This is a genomic window from Nocardioides dongkuii, assembly GCF_014127485.1.
Lineage (GTDB): Bacteria > Actinomycetota > Actinomycetes > Propionibacteriales > Nocardioidaceae > Nocardioides > Nocardioides dongkuii.
The window spans coordinates 1,651,526-1,675,788 of sequence record NZ_CP059903.1 but is presented as its reverse complement, the minus strand read 5'-3'; the positions used below and the strand labels follow the sequence as shown (position 1 = coordinate 1,675,788).

23 protein-coding genes are annotated in these 24,263 nt (G+C 74.6%); 6 read left to right on the top strand and 17 right to left on the bottom strand.

Going from position 1 to position 24,263, the window contains the following annotated elements:
* Window positions 1-63: 63 nt before the first annotated feature.
* On the top strand, window positions 64-681 hold the full coding sequence (locus H4O22_RS08120) for a chemotaxis protein CheB (RefSeq protein WP_182526494.1): 618 nt from the start codon (window positions 64-66) through the stop codon (window positions 679-681).
* Here H4O22_RS08120 and H4O22_RS08115 read toward each other — a convergent pair.
* Window positions 638-1,891 (bottom strand): ANTAR domain-containing protein, encoded by a 1,254-nt coding sequence (locus tag H4O22_RS08115; protein WP_182526493.1) that lies wholly within the window; start codon window positions 1,889-1,891, stop codon window positions 638-640. The two genes, H4O22_RS08120 and H4O22_RS08115, sit on opposite strands and share 44 nt — an antisense overlap.
* 61 nt (window positions 1,892-1,952) lie before the next feature.
* Between H4O22_RS08115 and H4O22_RS08110 the strand changes: the two genes are divergently transcribed.
* Window positions 1,953-2,996: a chemotaxis protein CheB gene (locus H4O22_RS08110; protein WP_182526492.1), complete on the top strand. Its 1,044-nt coding sequence runs from the start codon at window positions 1,953-1,955 to the stop codon at window positions 2,994-2,996.
* Window positions 2,993-4,840: a CheR family methyltransferase gene (locus H4O22_RS08105; protein ID WP_182526491.1), complete on the top strand. Its 1,848-nt coding sequence runs from the start codon at window positions 2,993-2,995 to the stop codon at window positions 4,838-4,840. Before H4O22_RS08110 ends, H4O22_RS08105 begins: the two co-directional genes overlap by 4 nt.
* On the opposite strand, the gene H4O22_RS08100 is transcribed toward H4O22_RS08105, so the two are convergent.
* From H4O22_RS08100 to H4O22_RS08080, 5 genes are all read right to left on the bottom strand, one after another.
* The gene (locus tag H4O22_RS08100) at window positions 4,833-5,342 is read right to left on the bottom strand and encodes a hemerythrin domain-containing protein (protein WP_182526490.1); all 510 of its coding nucleotides are present in this window, start codon (window positions 5,340-5,342) and stop codon (window positions 4,833-4,835) included. The two genes, H4O22_RS08105 and H4O22_RS08100, sit on opposite strands and share 8 nt — an antisense overlap.
* A gap of 97 nt (window positions 5,343-5,439) precedes the next feature.
* Window positions 5,440-6,267, bottom strand: coding sequence for a glycosyltransferase family 2 protein (locus H4O22_RS08095; RefSeq protein ID WP_182526489.1), 828 nt, complete (start codon window positions 6,265-6,267; stop codon window positions 5,440-5,442).
* Complete coding sequence (locus tag H4O22_RS08090; RefSeq protein ID WP_182526488.1) at window positions 6,264-7,277, bottom strand: glycosyltransferase; 1,014 nt, start codon at window positions 7,275-7,277, stop codon at window positions 6,264-6,266. The genes H4O22_RS08095 and H4O22_RS08090 overlap by 4 nt, the downstream gene beginning before the upstream one ends.
* Entirely contained in the window at window positions 7,274-8,359 is a 1,086-nt protein-coding gene (locus tag H4O22_RS08085) for a glycosyltransferase (protein WP_244963158.1), read from the bottom strand. Before H4O22_RS08085 ends, H4O22_RS08090 begins: the two co-directional genes overlap by 4 nt.
* The gene (locus H4O22_RS08080) at window positions 8,356-9,531 is read right to left on the bottom strand and encodes a glycosyltransferase family protein (protein WP_244963157.1); all 1,176 of its coding nucleotides are present in this window, start codon (window positions 9,529-9,531) and stop codon (window positions 8,356-8,358) included. The genes H4O22_RS08085 and H4O22_RS08080 overlap by 4 nt, the downstream gene beginning before the upstream one ends.
* A gap of 361 nt (window positions 9,532-9,892) precedes the next feature.
* On the opposite strand from H4O22_RS08080, the gene H4O22_RS08075 reads away from it, so the two are divergent.
* Entirely contained in the window at window positions 9,893-10,660 is a 768-nt protein-coding gene (locus H4O22_RS08075; RefSeq protein WP_182526487.1) for a response regulator transcription factor, read from the top strand.
* A 14-nt stretch (window positions 10,661-10,674) separates the two neighbouring features.
* On the opposite strand, the gene H4O22_RS08070 is transcribed toward H4O22_RS08075, so the two are convergent.
* Window positions 10,675-11,019, bottom strand: a complete 345-nt coding sequence (locus tag H4O22_RS08070) for a hypothetical protein (RefSeq protein WP_182526486.1) — start codon at window positions 11,017-11,019, stop codon at window positions 10,675-10,677.
* Between the two features lie 140 nt (window positions 11,020-11,159).
* Complete coding sequence (locus H4O22_RS08065; protein WP_182526485.1) at window positions 11,160-11,813, bottom strand: class I SAM-dependent methyltransferase; 654 nt, start codon at window positions 11,811-11,813, stop codon at window positions 11,160-11,162.
* Between the two features lie 64 nt (window positions 11,814-11,877).
* Between H4O22_RS08065 and H4O22_RS08060 the strand changes: the two genes are divergently transcribed.
* Window positions 11,878-12,456 (top strand): helix-turn-helix domain-containing protein, encoded by a 579-nt coding sequence (locus H4O22_RS08060; RefSeq protein ID WP_182526484.1) that lies wholly within the window; start codon window positions 11,878-11,880, stop codon window positions 12,454-12,456.
* A gap of 6 nt (window positions 12,457-12,462) precedes the next feature.
* On the opposite strand, the gene H4O22_RS08055 is transcribed toward H4O22_RS08060, so the two are convergent.
* The 6 genes from H4O22_RS08055 to H4O22_RS08030 all read right to left on the bottom strand — a co-directional run bounded on the left by H4O22_RS08055 (window position 12,463) and on the right by H4O22_RS08030 (window position 20,644).
* Window positions 12,463-13,890 (bottom strand): PepSY-associated TM helix domain-containing protein, encoded by a 1,428-nt coding sequence (locus tag H4O22_RS08055; RefSeq protein ID WP_182526483.1) that lies wholly within the window; start codon window positions 13,888-13,890, stop codon window positions 12,463-12,465.
* A 78-nt stretch (window positions 13,891-13,968) separates the two neighbouring features.
* Window positions 13,969-14,664 carry a hypothetical protein gene (locus tag H4O22_RS08050; protein WP_182526482.1) on the bottom strand — a complete coding sequence of 232 codons (696 nt, stop codon included), beginning with the start codon at window positions 14,662-14,664 and terminating at the stop codon, window positions 13,969-13,971.
* Between the two features lie 83 nt (window positions 14,665-14,747).
* Complete coding sequence (locus H4O22_RS08045) at window positions 14,748-15,527, bottom strand: isocitrate lyase/PEP mutase family protein (RefSeq protein WP_182526481.1); 780 nt, start codon at window positions 15,525-15,527, stop codon at window positions 14,748-14,750.
* A 28-nt stretch (window positions 15,528-15,555) separates the two neighbouring features.
* A complete protein-coding gene (locus H4O22_RS08040; protein WP_182526480.1) occupies window positions 15,556-18,534 on the bottom strand; it encodes a bifunctional [glutamine synthetase] adenylyltransferase/[glutamine synthetase]-adenylyl-L-tyrosine phosphorylase in 2,979 nt (992 codons plus the stop codon).
* Window positions 18,531-19,271, bottom strand: coding sequence for a type 1 glutamine amidotransferase (locus H4O22_RS08035; RefSeq protein ID WP_182526479.1), 741 nt, complete (start codon window positions 19,269-19,271; stop codon window positions 18,531-18,533). The genes H4O22_RS08040 and H4O22_RS08035 overlap by 4 nt, the downstream gene beginning before the upstream one ends.
* A gap of 35 nt (window positions 19,272-19,306) precedes the next feature.
* Window positions 19,307-20,644: a glutamine synthetase family protein gene (locus H4O22_RS08030; RefSeq protein WP_182526478.1), complete on the bottom strand. Its 1,338-nt coding sequence runs from the start codon at window positions 20,642-20,644 to the stop codon at window positions 19,307-19,309.
* 127 nt (window positions 20,645-20,771) lie between these two features.
* On the opposite strand from H4O22_RS08030, the gene H4O22_RS08025 reads away from it, so the two are divergent.
* Window positions 20,772-22,316 (top strand): sulfatase family protein, encoded by a 1,545-nt coding sequence (locus H4O22_RS08025; RefSeq protein WP_182526477.1) that lies wholly within the window; start codon window positions 20,772-20,774, stop codon window positions 22,314-22,316.
* 7 nt (window positions 22,317-22,323) lie between these two features.
* Here the strand turns inward: H4O22_RS08025 and H4O22_RS08020 are convergent, their stop codons facing one another.
* Genes H4O22_RS08020 through H4O22_RS08010 form a run of 3 tightly spaced genes read right to left on the bottom strand, consistent with a single transcriptional unit; the run spans window position 22,324 to window position 24,164 of the window.
* Window positions 22,324-23,295 (bottom strand): formylglycine-generating enzyme family protein, encoded by a 972-nt coding sequence (locus H4O22_RS08020; RefSeq protein ID WP_182526476.1) that lies wholly within the window; start codon window positions 23,293-23,295, stop codon window positions 22,324-22,326.
* 53 nt (window positions 23,296-23,348) lie between these two features.
* Window positions 23,349-23,714 (bottom strand): hypothetical protein, encoded by a 366-nt coding sequence (locus H4O22_RS08015; RefSeq protein WP_220451321.1) that lies wholly within the window; start codon window positions 23,712-23,714, stop codon window positions 23,349-23,351.
* A gap of 42 nt (window positions 23,715-23,756) precedes the next feature.
* Window positions 23,757-24,164 (bottom strand): secondary thiamine-phosphate synthase enzyme YjbQ, encoded by a 408-nt coding sequence (locus tag H4O22_RS08010; RefSeq protein ID WP_182526475.1) that lies wholly within the window; start codon window positions 24,162-24,164, stop codon window positions 23,757-23,759.
* Window positions 24,165-24,263: the final 99 nt, after the last annotated feature.

The following is a 24,263-nucleotide window of genomic DNA, read 5'->3' as shown; positions in this document are numbered from 1 at the left end:
CGCACAAACAGACCGTGAGAGGAGGAGACTGGCCACCTCGAGACCCGAGGAGACGAGGACCGGATGGACCCCGAGGCGTTCGCGGTGATCGCGCTCGTGTGCAGCGTCGGCGGCATGGCGGCCCTGCGCGACGTGCTCGGCGAGCTCCCGGCGGACCTGCCCGCAGCGGTCGTCGTCGTGCAGCACCTCAGCCCCGAGCGGGAGAGCATGCTGGCCGAGCTGTTGGCCCCGCACAGCAGGATGGAGCTGGCCACCGGCACGGACGGCGCGGCGCTCGCGCCCGGGCTCGTCCAGATCGCGCCGTCCGGCTTCCACTGCCTGGTCACGCCCGACCTGCGGCTCTCGCTGGTCGGCTCCGGCCCGTTCCCGCCGTACCGGCCCTCCGCCGACCTGCTGCTCACCACCCTCGCCCTCGCCGCCGGGCCCCGGGTCATCGCCGTCGTGATGACGGGTGCCGGGCACGACGGCGCGACGGGGACCACCGTCGTGCACCAGCACGGCGGCGTCGTCGTCGCCACCGACGAGGCGACGTCGACCGACTTCGCCATGCCGGCGGCGGCCATCGCCCGCGAGAACGTGGATCGGGTGGTCGCGCTGAAGGACCTCGCGGCGACCCTCGTGGAGCTGACGGGATCGGTCAGCTCGAGGGATCGCGGTGGACGCCGTCGGAGACGGACGTGACGATCGTGGCCGCCAGGTCGCGCAGCTTCACGTGCTCGGTGCTGGCCACGTCGACCAGGTGGCGGAACGCGTCCTCCGCCGAGCAGCCCTCCCGGGCCATCACGATGCCCTTGGCCTGGTCGATCATCGCCCGCGACGACAGGGCCCGGTCGAGGTCCGCGGCGGCCTGACGGATCTCCGCACGCAGCACCACCTGCTGCAGCAGTCCGCGGACCGTGAGCGCGAGGGTCTCGACGTTCTCCGCCAACGAGGAGTCGGCGGGCCCACCGACCCGGTAGCCGGTGAGCACGCCCCCGACCTGTCCCGACACCTGGAGGGGCACGGCCACGACCGCCAGCCCCCGCTCGGACACCGCTGACGCCCACCGCGGCCAGCGGGGGTCCGCACGGACGTCGGTCGCCCAGACGGTCGCTCGCTCCCGGTACGCGGAGCTCGTCGGGCCCTCGCCGGCCTGCAGCTGGGACCCGTCCAGCACCTGCGCGAGCTGCCCGGTCGAGACGACCGCCTCGGGCTCCTCCGGGGACCCGAGCAGCACGGTCAGCTCAACGTCCGGGCCGAGCACGTCACGACAGACCTCCAGCGATGCCCGGACGACGTCCTCCGGGCTCGCGTCCTCGACGGGCAGCTCGGCCAGACGGGCGAGCCCGTCCGGGAGCGACAGGACCCCGTCGGGTCGACCGGCCCCGGCGGTCAGCAGGAGCCAGGTGAACAACCCCTGCTCACGGTCGGCCACCGTCACGGTCACCTCGACCGGGACGGTCTCCTGGGTGCCGGTCACCAGAACCCCGGTCCGGGGCCCACCGGTCACCTGGGACGCAGCCCGCCCGGGCAGCTCCCGCATCGCGGGGCGGTCGTCGGGCCCGAAGAAGGTGAAGACCGGCCGGCCCTCGATCCGGTCCGGCCGTCGCCCGACCAGCACCGCTGCCTCGGCGTTCGCCGTGCGCACGATGCCGCGCTGGTCGGTGAGCAGGACCGCGACCGGGAGCACGGCCAGCAACCGCGCGTGCGCGACCCGCTCGGCGTCCTGGTGGCGGAGGAGACCGGCGATCTCCTCCTCCTGGACCCGCACCTCCTCATCGGCGACCCGCAGCTCCTCGTAGGCGGTCTCCAGCTCCTGGACCAGGTCCCCGTCGGCCTTCCCCCCCTGGGCCGCGCGCGCCCGGGCGAGCCGATCCGCCAGGACCTGGAGATCGGCCGCGATCGACCGCACGACAGCGGATTGATCATCGTCAGAGGGCCTCGTGGCGCCCCCGGTGTGGAAAGGTGTCGCCATGTCTACCCGTGCCCGTTCCGCGGTCCCCCCAACCGTGGTCGTCGGCGCCTCCGCCGGCGGCGTCGAGGCGCTGCGGGACCTGGCGCTGGGGCTGCCGGAGGACCTCCCGGCCGCCGTCCTCGTCGTCCTCCACGTGCCCGCCGCGGGCACCAGCGTGCTGCCCGCGATCCTGGCCCGCGCCGGCCGCCTGCCCGCCCGGCACGCCCGGGACGGCGACGTCCTCGAGGCCGGCACGATCCTCGTCGCGCCGCCCGACCGCCACCTCGTCGTGATCGATGGACGCGTGTCCCTCACCCGTGGGCCCCAGGAGAACGGTCACCGCCCCGCGGTCGACGTGCTGTTCCGCTCCGCAGCCCGCTCGCACGGAGCGCGGGTGCACGGGCTGGTGCTGTCCGGTGCCCTCGACGACGGCGCGGCGGGTGCCGTCGCCGTCACGCAGCGGGGCGGCCGGTGCCTCGTGCAGGACCCCCAGGAAGCCCTCTACGACAGCATGCCCCGCGCGGCAGCAGCGGCCGCCGGGCTCGGGGACGGGGGCGCCCTGTCGGTGCGCGACATGCCGGCGGCGCTCCTCTCCTGGCTCGGCGACCTCCCGCCACCGGAGGGGCCCGACCAGGTCAGCGAGCTGATGCAGAAGGAGACCGCCATGGCCGACCTCGACCCCGGGGCCCTCCAGGACCCCGTCCCGCCCGGGAATCCCGCCGGCTTCGGGTGCCCGGACTGCGCCGGCTCGCTCTTCGAGATCGACGAGGGCCGGCTGCGCCGCTACCGGTGCCGGGTCGGGCACGCCTGGTCTCCCGAGAGCCTCCTCGCCCGGCAGACGGTCGGCATGGAGAGCGCGCTGTGGATGGCGCTGCGCAGCCTCGAGGAGAAGGTCGCGCTGACCGACGAGCTCGCGGAGCGGGCCGCCGGACAGGGCCATCCGGAGACCGCCCGTCGCTTCGGCACCCGGTCCCGCGAGGCCCGGAAGGCGGCCGAGCTCGTCCGCGACCTGATCGCCGACATCGACAGCGGTGAGAGCCGCCCGGAGGAGTTCAGCGCGTGAGCGACGGCCTGGAGGCGGTGCTGGTCCACATCAAGGAGCAGCGCGGCTTCGACTTCACCGGCTACAAGCGAGCCAGCCTCGCCCGCCGCGTGCAGCGCCGGATGGACGCCGTCGGCATCGAGAGCCACGACGCCTACCTCGACCACCTCACCGTCCACCCCGACGAGTTCACCGAGCTCTTCAACACGATCCTCATCAACGTCACCGCGTTCTTCCGCGACCCGGACGCCTGGCAGTACCTCCAGGAGGAGCTGCTGCCGCCGATCCTGCAGCGGCGGGACGGCCAGCCGTTCCGGGTCTGGGTCGCCGGGTGCGCCTCGGGCGAGGAGGCCTACACGATGGCGATGGTGCTCGCCGAGCTCCTCGGTCTGGAGGGGTTCCGGCAGCGCGTCAAGATCTACGCCACCGACGTCGACGAGGAGGCGCTCGCCCAGGCGCGGCTCGCGACGTACGCCGAGCGTGACCTCCGGGCCGTCCCACCGGAGCTGCGCGAGCGCTACTTCGAGTCCTCCGGCACCAGGTTCGTGCTGCGCAAGGAGCTGCGGCGCTCGGTCATCTTCGGGCGCAACGACCTCGTGCAGGACGCCCCGATCTCCCACGTCGACGTGCTCACCTGCCGCAACACGCTGATGTACCTCAACGCCGAGACCCAGGCGCACATCCTCGGCCGGATGCACTTCGCGCTGCGCCCCGACGGCGTGCTGTTCCTGGGCAAGGCGGAGATGCTGCTGAGCCAGCCGACGTACTTCCAGCCCGTGGAGCTGCGGCGGAGGTTCTTCAGCAAGGTCGCCACCGACGGGCGCGATCGCCGGCTGGGGGGAAATCGGCAGGGTCCGGACACCGCGGGTGAGCACGAGCGCGGGCTCACCCGGCTGCGCGAGGCCGCGCTGATGTCCTCGGCCGCGGCGCAGGTCGTGCTGGACCACGAGGGCCGCCTCGCGCTCGCCAACAACCGGGCGATGCACCTCTTCGGGCTCTCCCTGCGCGACCTCGGCCGGCTGGTCCAGGACCTGGAGCTGTCCTACCGCCCGGTCGAGCTGCGGGGGCACCTCGACGATGCCGTCGCGGCGCGCCGGACGACCTGGGTGCGCGAGGTCGAGATGCTGCGCGGGGGCGACGACGCGGTGGTGCTCGACGTCCAGCTCGTCCCGCTGTTCAACGAGGCCGGGAGGGCCCTGGGCTCGACGGTGCTCTTCCACGACGTCACGCAGACGCGACAGCTGCAGATCGAGCTGCTCCAGGCCAACCATCAGCTCGAGGCGGCGTACGAGGAGCTGCAGAGCACCAACGAAGAGCTCGAGACCACCAACGAGGAGCTGCAGAGCACGGTCGAGGAGCTCGAGACCACCAACGAGGAGCTCCAGAGCACCAACGAGGAGCTCGAGACGATGAACGAGGAGCTCCAGTCGATGAACGACGAGCTCCACCTCATCAACGAGACCCTCCGTGAGCGGCAGGGCGAGATCGACCGGCTCAACGTCTTCATGATGTCGGTGCTCGGGAGCATGACGTCCGGGGTCGTCGTGGTCGACGCCGACCTGCGGATCCTCGCCTGGAACTCCCGGTCCGAGGAGCTGTGGGGCGTGCGCACCGACGAGGCGCTCGGGCAGCACCTGATGACCCTCGACATCGGCCTGCCCCTCGAGCAGCTCCGCGAGCCGATCCGGTCCCAGCTGGCCGCGCGCCGGGATCCGGCCCCGGTGCTCGTCGACGCCGTGGACCGGCGCGGTCGCCCCCTGCGGGTGCGCACGACCGTGACCCACATCACGGACGACGGGCACGACGGACCCGCGGCGATGGTCGTGATGGAGGTCCTCGGAGAGGGACCCCCCGGCGTCACTTGATGACGGCGTCCACCGTCTTCTTCAGCGCGCTGGGCTGGGACGGGCGGGTGGGGGCCTTCTTGCGGGCCTCCTCCATCTCGGCGCCGATGTCCTGCAGGACCTTCCGCGACAGGCCCTCCCGCACCTGCGGGAACCACTCCTCCTCCTCCTCCTCGATGTGGTGGCGCACGTTCTCGATGAGGACGGTGGTCTTGGGGGTGAAGCGCTCCTGCTCGGGCTTCATGCCGGCGAGCTCGAGGACCAGCACGTCGGCGACGTGGTGCTCCTCGTAGGACTCCAGCACGTCGTCCTCGAGCTCGGGCAGCAGCTCGCGGACCCGCGGGTACATCACCTCGTTCTCGATGTAGGTGTGCACCGTGAGCAGCTCGATCATCCGGTCGACGAGGCGGCCCTTCTCGACGTACGCCTTCTCACCGGCGTTCTCGAAGTCCTTGAAGGTCTTGAGGATCTTCTTGTGGTCCTCCTTGAGCAGGACGATCGCGTCGGTCGAGGTGGTCGGCATCGGGACTCCTTGGTCGCACGTCGGGGGCGACCCTCGTGTACCCCCGGGCCGCCCGGTCGAACCGGCGACGGCCGGGATCAGCCGGGATCAGGCGGGATCAGGCGGTGGCGGTGCGCACCCAGCGCTCGCCGCGGCGCGCCGCGATGCCCAGCCGCTCGAACTCCTCGAGCCAGCCGGTCATCGGCCACTCCCCCCAACGCCGGTGGTAGGTGGCCGCGTTGCGCAGGATGTCGTCGAGGTGCTCGACCGGGGGCCGCGAGACGGCGTGGTGCTGGTGGTAGGCGCGCGCCGCGCCGTCCCACGCGAGGGTCAGGCCGCGGGCGACCAGGGTGCGACCGAAGTCGGTGTCCTCCGCGCCGTACCCGACGTACTCCGGGCAGAAGCCGCCGGACCGCTCCCACGCGGTGCGGGAGAGCGCGAAGGACAGCGACCAGAACAGCTCGGGCGCCGCATCCAGCTCCACCTCGCCCGGCACGGGGGCGGGTCGCGCCGGGTGCGGGTCGTCGAGCTCGCCGAGCCGGTCGAGGGGGTAGCCGTCCCCGTCGTGGGGCTGCAGGTAGGTGACCGGCCCCTGCCAGACCGTGGTGGGCCGGGCGTCGACCCGCTCGGCGTACGACGCGACCAGGCCGGGCCCGGCGAGGCAGTCGACGTCGAGGCAGACGACGACGTCGGCGCCGGCGTCCAGGGCCGCGCGCACGCCGCGGTTGCGGGCGCGGGCCAGCGGGAGGCCGCGGGGGTCGGTGGGGACCCGGACGACCCGGGACCGCAGGTCCTCGACGCAGCAGGAGCGGATCCCGGGATCGTCCATCGCGACGACGACGTAGTCGTCGGGCCGCCGGTCGCCCGCGGCGAGCGAGCGGTGCTGCGCGGCCAGGTGCGCGTGCCGACCGTGGGCGATGGTGACGACCGCGACCCGGGGGCTCACGACGCCACCCGCCAGCGGCCCGCGGTCTCCTGGACGACGGCGACGAACCGGCCCGCCGCCTCCCCGTCGCACCAGCGGGACCAGGCGCCGCCGTCGAGGCGCGCCGCGGCGTCCAGGCGCGCGGCCCACCCGTCCGCGGGGAAGGTCTGCTCCACGAGCACCGGCCACCCGCCGGCGCCGAGGACGGAGGCGGTCGTGCGCTGCTCCTCGTGCGGCCGGTCCTGGGGTACGACGACCGCGGGCGTCCGCGCCGAGGCGACCTCGGCCAGCGCGTTCTGGCCGGCGTGGGTGACGACGACGTCGGCGTCGGCGAGCAGCGGGGCGGGGTCGTCGACCCAGGTGCCGTGCGTGCGGCTCAGCACGGTCCACTCCCAGTCGGGGGTCTCGGCCTGGGCCCGGCGCAGCCTCGCCAGGTCGAGGTCGCCCCCACCGGTGCCGGAGAGCACCAGCACCCGGCGCGGTCCGGGACGCCGCGAGCCGGGCTCCGCCACCGGGAAGCGGCTGAGCGCGCCGAGCGGCCGGAGCCGCGCGCGGACGCCGTCCGGGACGTCGCGCAGCATGCCGTGCGCCTCCGGCGGCCACATCGAGACCAGCGCGTCGGCGGCCTCGAGCCCGAGCAGGTGCGCGGCGTCGCCGCGGCTGCCGGGCAGCACCACGCTCACGACCGGGACGCCGTGCAGCCGGACGAGCAGGCAGACCTCGACCGAGACGTCGACGACCACGCAGCGCGGCGCGGCCGCGCCGATCCACGACGAGACCGCCGCCGTCCGGGCGCGGAGGCCCTCGTCGCCCAGCGGCGCCCAGTGCAGCCGTCCGCCGGCGGTCTCGGCGACCGGCGGGCCGCCCTCGTCGTCGCGCGGCAGGTCGACCCAGGAGCCCGGCCAGTCGGCGGGCCGGGGCAGCGAGGACAGGCCGGTGACCTCCTCCCCCGCCGCGACCAGCGCGTGGGCGAGCGCCGTCGACCGGTGCAGGTGGCCGCTGCCGTGGTGGTGGACGTAGTAGCCGATCACGCGGCCACGTCCTGGTCGACCAGCGCGAGGTAGAGCCGCTCGTAGTCGTCGACCATCCGGGAGAGCGAGCAGTGCCGCTCCGCGTGCCGGCGCACCAGCGCGCGGTCGCACCGCTGGGCCTCCAGGATCGCCCGCGCCAGGTCGGGGACGTCGCCCGCCGCGGCCAGGGCGCCCGTGCCCTCGCCGAGGATCTCGGGCAGCGCCCCGCGGTCGTACGCCGCGACCGGGGTGCCGCACGCCATCGCCTCGGCGGCGACCAGGCCGTACGGCTCGTCCCACGCCGGGGTCACCAGCGCGACCGAGGCACGCCCGAGCAGCCGGCGCAGCGCACGGTGGTCGAGGTGCCCCACGTGCACGACGTCGGGGCCGAGCCGGGGCCCGATCTCGGCCGCGAAGTAGGCCTCGTCGGCGACCGGCCCCGCCAGCACGAGGGGTACGCCGGCGAGCCGGGCCGCGTCGATCGCCTCGTGGGGCGCCTTCTCCCGCACGATCCGACCGGACCAGACCGCGGGCCCGCCGCCCGGCCCGGGACGCCAGCGCGCGACGTCGACGCCGTTGAGGACGGGGGTGCTCGGCACCGCGTGGTCCCAGGCGGCCGACATGCTGCGGCTGACCGCGGCGAAGACCGACGACCCCGGGGACAGCAGCACGGCCGACTCCAGCCACGGCACCGGCGGGGTGTGCAGCGTGGTGAGGATCGGCGCGCGCAGCGCGGGCGCCATCGCCACCGGCAGGTGGTGGAGGCTGTTGTTGTGGACGACGTCGTACCGCTCGTGCCCGTCGCGCGCGAGCCCGAGCATCAACCCCAGGTAGGCGTGGTGCTCGGCCATCCACCGCTCCGAGGGGGCGTTGACGTCGCGCCGGGCCGCCGGGCTGGGGTGGAACGCCGGCACGGGGAGCTCCTCGACGTCGAGGGCCGGGTCCGACCCGGGAGCGGCGAAGAGGGTCACCCGGTGGCCACGCCTGCCCAGCTCGGTCGCCAGGGCATGGGTGAGGGACTCCAGCCCGCCGGCGAACGGCTCCCGGATGGGGTAGCGGCTCGAGGCGACCAGGCAGATGCGCAGGCGGCGCTCCACGCTCACGATCCCGTCCGCGGCCGGACGGCGTCGAGGAGCGTGCGGTAGAGCTCGTCGTGGGCGCGCGCGACGTACGCCCGCTGCGCGCGGCGTTCCTCGACCGCTGCCCCCAGCTGCGGTCGCTGCTCGTGCGCCTCGGTGATGGCCGCGGCGAGCGAGGCCGCGTCGTACCGCTCCTCGTCGAGGACGTAGCCCAGCACCGGGCCCTGCTCGGCGTAGTAGCCGCACGACGGCGCCACCACGGTGGTGCCGAGGTCGCGGCACGCCTCCAGCCAGCCCGAGTGGGTGCCGAAGCGGTAGGGCAGCACCGAGACGTCCAGCGAGGCGAGGTAGTCCCACAGCTCGGCGTCGGAGAAGTAGTCGTGCACGTCCAGCTCCAGCCGGCCGGCGTCGGCCTCGCGGCGCAGGTACGTCGCGAGCGCCTCGTCGCGCCGGGCGCCGTCGGCGTCCAGGACGTCGCGGTGGGCGTCGACCCGCAGCACGGCGTCCGGCAGCGCGGCGACGGTCTCGACGAGGGTCGGCAGGATCGCCAGCGGGTCCATCGAGGCGCGCAGGCTCTTGACGTGCAGCCCGACGCGGAACGGCTGCCCGGCCCGGCGCGCGCGCCGAGCGGGTGCGGCGGCCATCGTGTCCAGGTCGACGACGTGCGGGTGCGGCAGCACGAGGGCCTCGCGACCCCAGCGCTCGCGGATCTCGGCAGCGGCGCCGGGTGTCAGGGTCAGCACGGCGTCCGCGCCGGCCAGCAGGACGGCGAGCTGCTCGTCGTGCAGGTCGCGCGTGGGGTGGTGCGGGTTGCGCAGGTCGTGGACCGTCTGCACGAGCGGCTTCCCCCGGTCGCGCAGCACGCCGACCAGCTCCGCCAGCTGCGCCGGGGAGCAGGCGTCGAAGCCGAACTGGAGGTGGAAGACGTCGAAGTCCGCCTTCGCCGCCCACGCCGGGTCGAGCATCACCGGCGGCCACCAGCGCTGGGTCGTCGACCGCGACGGGTGGTCGGGATCGGGGTCGGGCAGGCGGACCGGTCCCGGCCCGTGCTCGGGTGCCAGGTGCCGCACGTAGACGTGGCTGGCGGGGACCGACGCGACGACGACCTGATCGAGGTGGTGGCGCGCTGCGGAGCGGGACGCGGACGACGCGGGGTGGTGCGCCGGAGCCGTCCCGACGGAGATCGGGGTGGTCACTCGCGCACGGTACCCGGCGGGGCATGCCACGCCACCGCCCACAAGGGTGAGGACCCTGCCGGCGACGGGCCGGGCCACGGGCCCGGGGGCAGGCCGGCCCGACCCGTCGGACCGGGACGGGGTTTCCGACGCTACGCCGATCCGGCCACTCCCACCGGGTGGACCAGACGGGCGCCCGGATCTGCGAACGGAATCTGCGTTCACAGGTTTCCGGCGCCGCGGCGCGGGTATCTCCCGGGGGCACCTCGTCACCCGCCCCCGTCTCGGACTCACGCAGCTCGAGCCCCGGGGGCGGGCTGCATTCCAGGGCCCTGCGCGAGCCGGACGAGCATTCCGTCGGCCGTCTGGCACCATCAGGGCAATGTCCATCGGGTCCGGCACGGAGAGACGAGCACTCGTCGTCGAGGATGACGACGACATCCGCGCGCTGATCGAGTACACCCTGGCGACCCAGGGCTTCCTCGTCACCGCGGTCGACTCCGGCGCAGCCGCCCTCGAGGCGGTCGCCCTCGACGATCCCGACCTGATCACCCTCGACCTCGGGCTGCCCGGCATGGACGGGATCGAGACCTGCCGCCGCCTGCGCGCCATCACCGACGCCTACGTCGTGATGATCACCGCCCGGAACGACCCGATCGACCGCCTGATCGGCCTCGAGACCGGGGCCGACGACTTCATCGCCAAGCCCTTCGACGCCCACGAGCTGAAGGCCCGGGTGAACGCGATGTTCCGGCGGCCCCGGCGCCTGGCCGACGGGCCCGCCGACGCACCGGTCCCGCCCTCGTCCCCGCCCTCGTCCCCGTCGTCCCACGAGGTCCTGCAGCACGGCGTCCTGCGCGTCGACGTCGACGGGCGCCGCGCGTTCAAGGACAGCCAGGAGCTGTCCCTGACCCGCACCGAGTTCGACCTGCTCACCGAGATGATGCGCAGCCCGGCGCGGGTGTGGAGCCGCGAGACGCTGCTGCGGTCGGTCTGGGGCACCGAGTGGGCCAGCGACACCCACCTGGTGGAGGTCCACGTCGCCAACCTGCGCCGCAAGCTCGGCGAGAACAAGGCCGCGAAGTACGTCCGCACCGTCCGCGGGGTCGGCTACCGGATGGAGTCCCCCGAGGGCCACCCCTCGGGCTGAGGGTCGTCGTCGCCCTACCGGGACAGGTGGGCGGTGAGCGCGGCGTCGGCGCGGCGCGCCGCGTCCGGCAGCAGGGACGCGCGCGTCCGGGCGGCCGCGGCGTCCTGGGCGCGCACCTCCCGCTCGATCATCAAGGCGAGCTCGGCGAGCTCGCTGGTCCCGACGCTGGTCGAGGCCACCTTGAGGCTCAGCACGGCGTCCATCGCCTCGATCAGGTCCGAGTCGCGCAGCGCGGCGATGATCCGCGTGACGCGGTGCTCGAGCAGGCTGCGGTACTTCTCGGCGAAGGTGCGGGCGAACCGGGGGTCCTGCATGTCGGCGGCCAGCTTCGCCAAGGGCTGCGGGTCGAACACGCTCACGCTCGACCCTCCTGCCCGAGGTCGCCCGAGCCGGCGCTGGTGCTGGTGCGCGGCGACACTGGATCCTGACGCGCGAAGTTCAAGGCACTAGGCAGCGAATGCTCAAGGAACCCGCAAGAACCCGCCGTCGAGGAGGTCGCTCAGGAGCGGCGCCTGGTCCGGACGACGACGTCGTGGAGCTCGACGACCTCGCCCGCCCCGTCCGCGAGGGACCGGGTCGTCTCGGCCGCGGTGACGACGTCCCAGGCGGCGGGGTCCAGCGTCGCGGTCACGGCGGCCGCGGTGACCGTGGCCTCGAGCGGCGGGGACCCATCCTCCGCCCCCTGTCCGTGGCCGTGCCCGTGTGCGTGTGCGGCGCCGGTCTCCCCGGTCCGCAGGTGCCCGACGACGAGCAGCGTCCCGCCGGGGGCGACCCACTGGGCGATGCGCTCGTAGAAGGCCAGCTGGGGCATCGCAGGGTGGGCGTAGTGCGTGGTGACCAGGTCGAAGCGGGTCGCGGGCTCCCAGGTGCCCAGGTCCGCCTCCACGAATCGCACCCGCCCGGGCCCGCCGACGCTCGCGGCGGCCTCGGCGGCGCGCGCGAGCACCCGGGCGGAGATGTCCACGGCGGTGACGGCCCAGCCGTGCTCCGCGAGCCAGACCGCCTCGGCACCCTCGCCGCACCCCGCGTCCAGCGCCGTACCGGGCTCCAGGTCGCCGATCTCGGCGGACAGGTACGGGCTCGCGACCGCCGCCCGCCCGTGGGCGCGTGCGCCCACCTCGTCCCAGTGGGCCTCCCAGAAGTCCTTGTCCATGGGCACAGCGTGTGCGGCCGAGCGGCGAAGCGCAAAGCTTGTTGCCGAATGGCAAAGTGGCGCCATGGACGACGCCCTGGCCCGTGCCCTCGACGCGGTCGGCCCGCGGCTCAAGCAGCTGCGGCTGCGCCGCGGCCTGACCCTCGCCGACCTCGCGGCGGGCACCGGCATCTCCGTCAGCACGCTGTCCCGGCTGGAGGCGGGTCTGCGCCGCCCCACCCTGGAGCAGCTGCTCCCCCTGGCGCGCGCCCACGGCGTCAGCCTCGACGCGCTCGTCGACGCCCCGGCCACCGGCGACCCTCGGGTCGACCTGCGCCCGATCACGTACGGCGACGGGTCCACCGTCATCCCCCTGACCCGCCGTCCCGGAGGCATCCAGGCCTACAAGTTCGTCCTGCCCGCCGGCCGCGACGACACCGTCCCCGACCTGCGGACGCACGAAGGGCACGACTGGGCCTACGTGCTCAACGGCACGCTGCGACTCGTCCTCGGCGGGAGCGACCTCCTCCTCGGTGCCGGGGAGGCGGTGGAGTTCGACACCCGGACGCCGCACTGGTTCGGCGCGACGTCGGCCGGGCCCGTGGAGTTCCTCAGCCTGATCGGGCGGCAGGGCCAGCGCGCCCACGTCCGGGCGACCTCCTGAACCGCGTCAGGTCCGCCTGCTGCGCACCGGCGTGGAGTCGAACCACGCCCCGAGCGCCGGCACCCGCCGGAGCACGACCTGGTCGAGCAGCAGCACCACCAGCAGCGAGAGCCCGAACAGCGGCAGGAACACGCCGAGGGCGACCAGGCCGAGCAGCAGCAGCGGCGTCGCGCGCAACGGCATCGCCCCGCGGGGCGCGCCGATCGACCCGGAGCCCCGGGGCCGGCGCCGCCACCACATCAGCGGACCGGTCACGCACATGAACACCACCAGCACGCACATCAGCGCGGTCCCCCAGAACGACCACAGCCCGAGGCTGCGGCCCTCGTGCAGCCCGATGCCGTGCGCGACGACCTTCGCCAGCGCCGGGTAGTCCTCGAAGCCGTACGTCGAGACCACCTCGCCGCCGTACCGGTCGACGTGGACGGTGCGCTCGTCGGAGGGAGCGTCGAAGGCGTAGCCGATCACGGAGTAGACGCCGCCCGCGTCGCCCGGCAGCGCGACGGTCATCGGGTGCCGGAGCCCCTCGCCGTCCGCGACCGCGATCGCCGTGTCCAGGTTGGCGACGCTGCCCTCGTGGCCCTCGGGGTCGGACGTCGGCACCTCGCTCTGCTGCTGGGCCCAGGGCAGGTCGACGGAGTGGCTGTGCGGCAGCGACTCGTCGAGCGTCGAGGCCGGGTCGGAGACCGCACCGTGGTCGGTGCTCCACATCGAGGACCCGCGTGCGGTGGCGAGCTCCTGCACCTTCTCGCCCCAGACGCCGGTCCAGGGCAGGCCCGAGACCAGCAGGAACAGCAGCCCGACGCCGACCACGGACCCGACGACGCCGTGCCGCGAGCGCAGCCGGGCGCCCGGGCGACCCGCCCGCCGCAGCCGGCGACGCGCCCGCCCGCCGCGGACGAAGAGGTAGTAGCCGCTGAGTGCCATCACGATCGCCCAGCAGACGGCGACCTCGACGACCCGGTCGCCCACGATGCCGCCCATCAGGTCGGCGTGCAGCCGGACCGCGGTGCCGGAGAGCGTGGAGTCCGGGTCCATCGACCCGAGGACCTCGGGGCCGTAGGGGTCGACGAAGACGTCGCGGGCCGAGCCCTCGGCGTCGGTGACCGAGAAGACCGTCGCGCGGCCCTCCTCGCGCGGCTCGGCCATCGAGACCACCGTGAGGTCGGGGTAGGTCTGGCGCACGGCCGCGAGCTGGGCCGAGTACGGCTGCTGCACGGCGCCGGCCGTGGGCACGTCGACCTGCATCAGGTCGGGGTGCAGCAGCGGCTCGAGCTGGAAGCGGAACAGGTAGATCAGGCCGGTGACGGCGAGTACCAGGAGCACCGGCACCACGAGGAACGAGGCGAAGAAGTGCCAGCGCCACACGGCGCGGAACAGGCCGCGGCTGCGGGGACGCGGGCGGGCGGGTGCAGGGTCGGTCAGGACGGACATGGGGTCCTCACGGGGACGGCGTGCGGGCGCACGCGACGGGACCGCGACCCGGCGGTGCCGGTCGCGGTGGGGAGCTGGTCAGGCCGTGAGGAGCGGCGGGCCGCGGCGTACGACGCAGCGCGCGAGGAGCAGCGGACGGGGCGGGACGGGAGCGACGGGCCGCCGCGCCGCGGGACGGCGTACGACGGGGACGCCGGCGCGGGCCAGCGCGCCGAGGACGCCGAGCGGCCGCAGCACGACGGCGGCGGCGAGCGCGAGCAGCGTGAAGAGCGCCCGCTCCCCCACGGCCAGCCAGAGCCCCACCAGGACGGCGACCAGCGCGTGGGCCAGCATCATCGGCGCGTGCTCGGCGGTCGGGACGAGGTGGCTCAGCGGCAGCCGGGGCGCCGCGGCGTGGTCGGCACCGGAGGCCCAGGCGTCCTGGAGCGAGCCGACCCGGCGGCCGTCGACGGTCGGCAGCGTCGCGGGGCCGTGCGGCACGGGCGCCGTCGCCGCGCGGACCGGGTCGCCGACGTGGCCCCCGCCCGCGGACAGCACGGTGTGCACCAGTGCCTGGCCGCCGACCAGCAGGGTCACCAGCCGCAGCGCGGTCGCGGGACGGCTCAGGAACGCCGCCGCCGCGACGACCGCCACCACCACCAGCATCCCCAGCGCGACCGGCCCGGGCAGCAGCCCGTCGGCCGTGACGTGGCCCGCGACCCCGAGGAAGACCGTGACCGAGGCGAGCAGGACCGCACGTGCCACCAGCACGACCGGGTCCATGCGCTCGCTCATCGCGCCGATCCTCCCACCTGTGGACGACCTCGCCGAGTCGGCGCACATGTGCGCCGACTCGGCGAGGTTCTCCACAGGTCGGGTCAGTTGAGCATGCGCATGGTGGCGGGGACGCCGCCCCCGCGGTGGACCTCCTCGACGAGCTCCTGGAGGGCGGTGAGGGCGACGTTCTGGGGCATCGGGCCGTAGGAGACGCGGGCGACGCCGAGCTCCTCGAGGCGGGACAGCGGAGGGGTGCCGGGGATGCCGATCAGGGTCAGCCGCTGCGGGCCGAGGGCGTCGACGAGGGTGGTCACCTGCTCCTCGTCGAGGCGGGCGGGGACGAAGACGACGGGGGCGCCGGCGTCGAGGTAGGCCCGGCAGCGCTCCACCGCGTCGGCCAGCACCTCGGCCGGGTCGCGGTCGCCGGCCAAGACGTAGGCGTCGGTGCGGGCGTTGAGCACGAAGTCGGGCACGCCCTCGGCGGCGGCCGCGGCCATCATCGCCTCGACGTTCGCGGCGGCCTCGGCCAGCGGGCGCATCTGGTCCTCGATGTTGGCGCCGACGAGGCCGGCGCCGATCGCGCGCCGGACGGTCTCGGCAGGGTCGCCGTACCCGCCCTCGAGGTCGGCGGTCACCGGGAGGTCGGTGGCGGCGGCGATCCGGCCGGCGGCCTCGACCATCAGGTCGCGCGGGATCTGCTCGCCGTCGGGGTAGCCGTAGGACGCGGAGATCGAGTGGCTGGCGGTGGCGAGCGCGGTCGTGCCGGGTACGTCGGCGACCACCGTCGCGCTGACCACGTCCCACACGTTGACGACGGTCAGCAGCTCCGGCGCGCGGTGCAGCTCGAGCAGACGGGTGGCCTTCGCGGCGGTCGTGGTCATGCCGCGACGCTACAAGGGCCTCCCCCGCTCAGTCCTCCCAGAAGACCCGGTCGACGACGGCGCGGGCCAGGCGGGTGGCGCGCAGGTGGTCGTTGACCATCGCCTCCGAGGCGCCGGGCGGGTAGCCCAGGATGCTGGCCACGGCGGCGCGCTCGCGCGGGTCGCGCGGGAGCTGGTCGCTCGGCTGGCCGCGCACCAGCGTGACCGCGTTGCGCATCCGGCTGACCCGGCGCCAGGCCTGCTGCAGCAGCGTCGCGTCGTCCTCCGCGATCAGCCCCGCCTCCCGGGCCGCGGCGAGCGCGGGCATCGTCTGCGGGGTGCGCAGGTCCGGCACCTGCCCGGCGAACCGCATCTGGAGCAGCTGGACCGTCCACTCGATGTCGGCGAGGCCACCCCGGCCGAGCTTGAGGTGGCTGGCCCGGTCGGCGCCGCGCGGCAGCCGCTCCTCGTCGACCCGCGCCTTGATCCGGCGCACCTCGAAGACGTCGTCGGGCGAGATCCCCTCGGCCGGGTAGCGCAGCGGGTCGATCAGCTCCTCGAACCGGCGACGCAGGTCGGGGTCGCCCACCACCGCGTCCGCGCGCAGCAGCGCCTGCGCCTCCCACACCTTCGACCACTTCGCGTAGTACGCCTCGTACGACGCGAGCGTGCGCACCAGCGGCCCCTGCTTGCCCTCGGGCCGCAGGTCGGCGTCGACCTCGAGCGGCGGGTCGGCCCCCGGCAGCGCGAGCAGCCGGCGCAGCTCGTTGGCCACCGCCGTGGCGTACGACGCGGCCTGCTGCGGGTCGGCCCCCTCGACCGGGTCGTGCACGAAGAGCACGTCCGCGTCGCTGCCGTAGGACAGCTCGAAGCCGCCGTACCGGCCCATCGCGACGACGGCGATCCGGGTCGGCGCCTCGTCGAGCGAGCGCTGGGCGCGCACGGCGGCGCCGACCACGCCGAGGGTCGCCTCCAGGGTCGCGTCGGTGAGCCGGGACAGGCCCGCGCCGACGTCCGCGACGTCGGTGAGCCCGAGCAGGTCGCCGCTGGCGATCCGGAACAGCTCGCGCCGGCGTACGCCGCGGACCGCGCGGACCGCCTTCTCGGGGTCGTCCTGCCGCGCCGCCGAGGCGGTCATCTCCTCGGCGAGCGGCGCGGCCCCGAGCGGCGCGAGGTCCTGGCCGAGCATCCGCACGCCCTGGGGCTCGCGCTCGAGCAGCCGGGTCGCGTAGCGGGAGGTGGCCAGCAGGTGCGCCAGCCGGGTCGCGACCTCGCCCTCGTCGCGCAGGGTGGAGAGGTACCAGGGCGTGTCGCCCAGCGCCTCGCTGATCCGCCGGAACCCGAACAGCCCCGCGTCGGGGTTCGGCCCCTCCGCGAACCACTGCAGCATCGCGGGCAGCAGCGCGCGCTGGATGCTCGCGCGCCGCGAGACCCCGCTGGTCAGCGCCTCCAGGTGGCGCAGCGCCGCCTGCGGGTCGAGGTAGCCCAGCGCGGCCAGGCGCGTGACGGCCGCCTCCGGCGAGAGCCGTACGTCCTGCCCGGGGATCGCCGCGACCGCGGAGAGCAGCGGCCGGTAGAAGAGCTTCTCGTGCAGCCGCCGCACCTCGCGGCGGTGGTGGGCCCAGGTGCCGGCGAGCACCTCGATCGGCTTCTTGAAGTAGCCCATCGAGCGGCCCAGACGACGCAGCGCGTCCTCGTCCTCGGGGACGACGTGGGTACGGCGCAGCTGGTAGAGCTGGATGCGGTGCTCGAGGGTGCGCAGGAACGCGTACGCCTCGTGCAGCGCCTCGCCGTCCTCCCGGCCGACGTACCCGCCCCGGGTGAGCTCGGCGAGCGCGCTCAGCGTCGTCGGCGTACGGATCCGCTCGTCGCCGCGGCCGTGCACGAGCTGGAGCAGCTGGACGGCGAACTCGACGTCGCGCAGCCCGCCGGAGCCGAGCTTGAGCTGTCGCTCGGCCTCCCGCGCCGGGATGTGCTCGACGACCCGGCGGCGCATCGCCTGGGTGTCCTCGACGAAGCCGTCCCGCTCGGCCGCGGTCCACACCATCGGCGCCACCATCTCGACGTACGCCTGCCCGAGGGCGCGGTCGCCGGCCACCGGGCGGGCCTTGAGCAGCGCCTGGAACTCCCAGGTCTTCGCCCACCGCTCGTAGTAGCCGCGGTGGCTGGCGAGCGTGCGGGTGAGCGGACCGGACCGGCCCTCCGGGCGCAGCGCCGCGTCGACCGGCCAGATCGTGCCCTCCCCGGTCTGGTCGCCGCACACCTGCATCAGCTGGCTGGCCAGCTGCGAGGCGGCCTTGGTGGCGGCGTCGTCGGGCGCGCCCTCGACCGGCTCGTGGACGAAGACCACGTCGACGTCGGAGACGTAGTTGAGCTCGTGGCCGCCGCACTTGCCCATCGCGACCACCGCGAGCCGTACCAGTGACGACTTCTCCCCCACCCGCTGCCGGGCGACGGCGAGCGCCGCGTCGAGCGTGCCGGCCGCGAGGTCGGACAGCTCGGCCGCGGCGTCGTCGACGCCGAGGTCGTGGGCGAGGTCGCGGGCGGCGAGCCGCAGCAGCAGCCGGCGGTACTCCACCCGCAGCGCGTCGACCGCCTGCGCGTCCGGCACGGTGGCGACCGGCGCGGGGTCGGCCGGGTCAGCGCCCACGGCGCGGAGCAGGTCCTCGCGCAGGGCGTACGCCGGGGGCCGGGTCGAGCCCAGGGTCGGGTCGGTGAGCTCGGTCCAGTGCTCGGGGTGCCGGGCCAAGTGGTCGGCGAGGGCGGTGCTGGCGCCGAGCACGCACAGCAGCCGCATCGCGGTGCCCTCGTCCTCGGCCAGTTCGTCGAGGAGGCGGGCCGGGTCCTCGACCTGCTCGCAGAGCCGCACCAGGCCGGCGAGCGCCAGGTCGGGGTCGGCGGTGCGGGCCAGCAGCGCGAGCAGCTCCTCGCAGATCGGGCCCAGCTCCGCCAGCGCGGCCAGCGCGCCCTCGGGGTCCTGGAAGCCCAGGCGCACCAGCTGGGCCTTGCCGGTGGTCGCGCGGATCACCGGCCGCCCTCCCCCGCCGCCCGGCCGACGACCGCGGCGAAGGAGTCCGCGAGCGGGCGCCACGCGGCGTCCAGCTCGGCCCGCGCCTCGTCGATGGCCAGCAGCAGCGCCGCCTGGTCGATCCCGGCGGCCTCGTGCGAGCCCTCGTCGGAGGCGGCCCACGGGCGCAGCACGGCGGTGTCGACCTCGGGGTGCAGCTGCACGCCCCAGGCGCGGGGCGCGAACCGCAGCGCCTGGACCTCGCCGCCGGGAGCGGTGGCGAGCAGCACCGACCCGGGCGGCGGGACGGTGACCACGTCGTCGTTCCAGTGCACGCCCCGGGTCGCCGCGGGCGCCTGCGCCAGCGGCCCGACCAGCTCGTCGGCGGCGCCCTCGGCGGTCCAGCCGACCTCGAGCAGGCCCAGCTGCTGCCCGCGCGGGTTGGGGGCGACCGTGCCCCCGAGCGCGGCCGCGACCAGCTGGTGCCCCAGGCAGATGCCGAGCAGCGGCACGCGGTCCGCGATCGCGCGGCGGGCGAGGTCCTTGGTCGGGCCCAGCCAGGCGTGCCGGTCGTCGTCGTTCGCGCCCATCGGGCCGCCGAGCACCAGCAGCCCGTCGTACCCAGCCAGGCCGGGCAGCTCCTCCCCGGCGTACGGGTGGCGCACGTCGAGCACGCAGCCGGCCTCGGTGAGCCACCCGCCCAGCAGGGCGGGCGGGCAGTCGTCCTCGTGCTGGACCACCAGCAGCGTGCGGCTCATGCCCGACCCGATCCTCGCTCGATCCTCGCCGAACCTCAGAGCACGGGGAGCATGCGGTCGCGCTCGAAGGCGGAGACCTGGCCGCGGTACTCGTCCCACTCCGCGCGCTTGTTGCGCAGGAAGAAGTCGAAGACGTGCTCGCCGAGGCAGTCGGCGAGCAGCTCGGAGTCCTCGGCGATGCTGATCGCGTCGATGAGGTTGCGCGGCAGCGGCTCGATGCCGAGCGCGGTGCGCTCGCGCTCGGTCAGCGACCAGACGTCGTCCTCGGCCTCGCGGGGCAGCTCGTACTCCTCCTCGATGCCCTTGAGCCCGGCGGCCAGCGTCACCGCGAAGGCGAGGTAGGGGTTGCAGGCGGCGTCGATGGTGCGCAGCTCGATGCGGGTGGACTGGCCCTTGTTGGGCTTGTACATCGGCACCCGGACCATCGCCGAGCGGTTGTTGTGGCCCCAGCAGATGTACGACGGCGCCTCGCCGCCGAACATCATCCGCTTGTAGCTGTTGACCCACTGGTTGGTCACGACGCTGATCTCGCGCGCGTGCCGCAGGATGCCGGCGATGAACTGCCGGCCGGTCCGGGAGAGCTGGTACTCGGCGCCGGCCTCGTAGAAGGCGTTCTGGTCGCCCTCGAAGAGCGAGACGTGGGTGTGCATGCCCGACCCGGGGTGGGTGGTGAACGGCTTGGGCATGAACGTCGCCCAGACGCCCTGGCTCAGCGCCACCTCGCGGATGACGGTGCGGAAGGTCATCACGTTGTCGGCGGTGGACAGCGCGTCGGCGTACCGCAGGTCGATCTCCTGCTGGCCGGGGCCGCCCTCGTGGTGGCTGAACTCCACCGAGATGCCCATCGCCTCGAGCATGGTGATCGCCTCGCGGCGGAAGTCGGCGCCCATCGACTGGGCGGTGTGGTCGAAGTAGCCGCTGCGGTCGACCGGGACCGGCTCGACGCCCGCCTGCGGGACGTCCTTGAACAGGTAGAACTCGATCTCGGGGTGGGTGTAGAAGGTGAACCCCTTGTCGGCGGCCTTGCCCAGCGTGCGCTTGAGGACGTGCCGCGGGTCGGCGTACGACGGGGAGCCGTCGGGCATCACGATGTCGCAGAACATCCGCGCGGTGGACGGGCCCTCGCCCCGCCACGGCAGGATCTGGAACGTCGATGGGTCCGGCTTGGCGAGCATGTCGGCCTCGTAGACCCGGGCGAACCCCTCGATCGCGGAGCCGTCGAACCCGATCCCCTCCGCGAAGGCGCCCTCGAGCTCGGCCGGCGCGACCGCGACGGACTTCAAGAACCCGAGCACGTCGGTGAACCAGAGCCGGACGAACCGAACGTCACGCTCTTCGAGTGCCCGGAGTACGAAGTCTTCCTGCTTGCCCATGGTGGTCAGCCTAGGGGCCACCGGCCCGGGGACCGCGGCCGCTCCACCGGGCGCCCCGACTGTGAGATGCGGCACATCCGGGTGCGGACCGCGCGGGCCGGCCCGAGCACCGCCACAGTAAAGCCCCGTGACCCCCTCCCGCTTCGCGAAGAAGGCCGGCGCCGCGGTCGCCGTGACCGCCGCCGGCGCGCTCGCCGTGACCGGTCTCGCGCACGCCGGCCCGATCGGCCCCGAGGCCGACGTACCCGGCTCCCGCACCGGCGCGGCCGGGCCGGGCACGAGCGGCGCCCGCGGGGACCGGCCGGTCCCGCCGGACGGGGCGACCACGACGAGGCCGAACATCCTGATGTTCACCGTCGACGACATGACGGTCGGCGACCTGCCGCACATGCCCAAGCTGAACCGGCTCGTCGTCGACCGGGGCGTCCGGCTGAGCCAGGGCACCGCGCCCACGCCGATCTGCGTGCCGGCCCGCGCGAGCCTGCTCACCGGTCAGTACGCCCACAACCACGGGGCGGTGACGATCAGCGGCGCCGGTGGCGGGTTCGAGGCCTTCCGCGACGACGACACGCTTCCCGTCTGGCTGCGCCGGGCCGGCTACGAGACGTACTTCTCCGGCAAGTACCTCAACGGGTACGGCATGCGGGACCGCCGCTACGTCCCGCCGGGCTGGACGGGCTGGCGCGGGTCGATCGACCTGTCCACCTACGGGTTCCGCAACACCAGGTACAACGTCGACGGGAGGGTGGTCACCGAGCCCGCGCACAACTCCGACGTCCTCAACGGCTACACCACCGAGGTCATCGGCGACCGGGCCCGGTCGCGCAAGCCGTGGTTCCTGTGGACCAACTTCGTGGCGCCGCACCACGGCGGCCGCCACGAGTCCGACGACCCGCCCGGCTCGCTGGTGAAGACCACGATGCCGGCGACCCGCGACCGCAACACCTTCCGCCACCTCGGCCTGCCCCGCGACCCGGAGATGTGGACCGACGGCGGCAGCCCCTGGGCGTCCAAGAAGGCGCCGCGCCGCTTCCGCGCCGCGGTCCGCGAGGCCCACCAGCAGCGCATCGAGTCCCTGCAGTCCGTGGACGACGCGGTCGGCGCGGCCGTGGCCAAGCTCCGCAGGAGCGGCCAGCTGCGGAACACCTACATCATCTTCACCTCCGACAACGGCTACCTCGTCGGCCACCACAACCGGGTCGGCAAGCTCGTCCCCTTCGACCGCTCGGTGCGCATCCCCATGGTCGTCCGCGGCCCGGGGATCCCGCAGGGACGCACCGTCGCCACGCCGACCACGAACCCCGACCTCGCCGTCACCATCGCCGCGATCGCCGGCGCCCGGCCCGGCCGCACCGTCGACGGCGTCGACATGCTGCCGTACTGGCGCTCGCGCACCGGCTACGACCGGGTCGTCCCGATCGCGGCGTACCCGCTCCGCGGGGGGCGGACCGCCAGCTACTCCGGCATCCGGTACGGGGCGTGGACCTACGTCCGGACCAAGCGGGGCAAGGAGGTCCTCTTCGACCGGGCCAGGGACCCCGGTGAGCTGCGGAACCGCGCCCGTCAGCCGCGGTACGCCGCGACGCTGCGGATGCTGCGCGCGATGGATCGGGCCTACCGCGACTGCGCCGGGTCCAGCTGCCCGGGCACCGAGACCTTCGTCCCCCGCTGAGCGCCGCTCACGCGTCGTTGGCGCACCGGAAGCCGAGGTTGCCCGACGTGGAGTCGGGGTGCGCGGAGGACCGTGCGGCGACGCGGTAGCGGTGGCAGTAGGAGTCGTGGCACAGGTAGGAGCCGCCGCGCATCACCCGGGTCACCCCGGTCGCCGGGCCGGTCGGGTTCAGCGGAGCGGAGCGGGCGTAGGTGTCGGCGGCGTACCAGTCGGCACACCACTCCCAGGCGTTGCCGCTCATCTGGAAGAGCCCGTAGCCGTTGGGCGGGAAGGCCTTGACCGGCGCCGTGGTCGGATAGCCGTTCTCGGCGGTGTTCTCGGTCGGGAAGGTGCCGGTGAAGATGTTGACCGGCCACCTCCCCCGCGGCCTCAGCTCGTCGCCCCAGGCGAACCGGGCGCGGTCCAGCCCGCCGCGCGCCGCCTTCTCCCACTCGGCCTCGGTCGGGAGCCGCTTGCCGGCCCACGCGCAGTAGGCCAGGGCGTCGTCGTGGGAGACGTGCACGACGGGGTGGTTCTGCCGCCGGGACACGTCGGAGGCCGGGCCGTCGGGGTGCCGCCAGCTGGCGCCGCTGACCGCCAGCCACCACGGCGTCGCCTCGGGCTGCCCCACGACGTCGGTCCCGTCACCGACGTACGCCGAGTGGAACACCGCGGAGAACCCCTCCCGCTCGGCGGTGGTGACGTGACCGGTCGCCTTCACGAAGGCCGCGAAGGCCTGGTTGGTGACGGCCGTGACGTCGATGCGGAACGCGTCGAGCTCGACCGGCCGCGCGGGGCCCTCGCCGTCGCCCTCGTAGGCCTCGTCGTGGGTGTCCCCCATCCAGAACGCGCCGGCGGGCACCAGCACCTGGCCCCGGGTGGAGGGCTCGGCCCGCACGGTGCGCGGACGCGGCGCGGCGGCCGGCGCGGGCTCGTCCAGCAGCAGCTCGGGGAGCCGGGCGGCGGGGGTCGGCGCGGGGCCTGAGCAACACGAGGACACCGATCGCTCCTGGGCTGTCGACGACGGGGGCGGTCGTCACCGTACCGGCGGTATCACAGCCGCGCCGCGAAACGACGGCCGCGCAGCGCGTCCTCGACCAGCCCGACCGCACGGCGTACGCCGGAGAGCCGGGCGTCCTCGGCCGACCAGACCTGGATCGCGGCCTCGACGACGTCCGGGTCGACGACCCCGCGCAACTGCGCCCGCGCCTCGCTGAGGGCGCGGCGGGTGGTCGCCTGGCAGGCCTCGACGTGCAGGACGGCGAACCGCGCCAGCACCAGCAGGTGCCGGCGCAGCAGCGGGTAGGAGCGGTACTCCGGCGGGCAGACGTCGAGGAGCCAGCCCTCCGCCGTGCGCTCCCACTCCGGCGCGTCGGGAGGGCGCACCTGGGCGGGCCAACCGGGCCGGGCGACGGACATGCCGCCAGCCTACGCCGATGTCGAACAGGTGTTCGATGCGGGTCAAGCGGAGGTCAGGAAGCTGAGCCGCACCTCGCGGTCGTGGTTGTCGACGTTGAGGTCGACCAGGCAGATGCTCTGCCAGGTGCCGAGCGCGAGCCGTCCGCCCAGCACCGGGACCGTGGCGTACGGCGGGACGAGGGCGGGCATCACGTGCGAGCGGCCGTGTCCCGGGGTGCCGTGCCGGTGCCGCCAGCGGTCGTCGGCGGGGAGCAGGTCGCCCAGCGCGGCGATCAGGTCGTCGTCGCTGCCGGACCCGGTCTCGAGGATCGCCAGCCCCGCGGTCGCGTGCGGGACGAAGACGTGCAGCAGCCCGTCGCCCCGGGACGCAGCGAACTCCGCGCACTCGCGAGTGATGTCCAGGACGACGTCGCGGTCGCCGGTGCGGAAGCGTCTGGTCTCCGAGTCCATGCCCCGATGCTAGGCACTGCGCTCGATCCCGGCGGTCGAGCAGGGACGAAGTCCCGATGCCGAGACCCCCGGAGGTCGAGCAGGGACGAAGTCCCGATG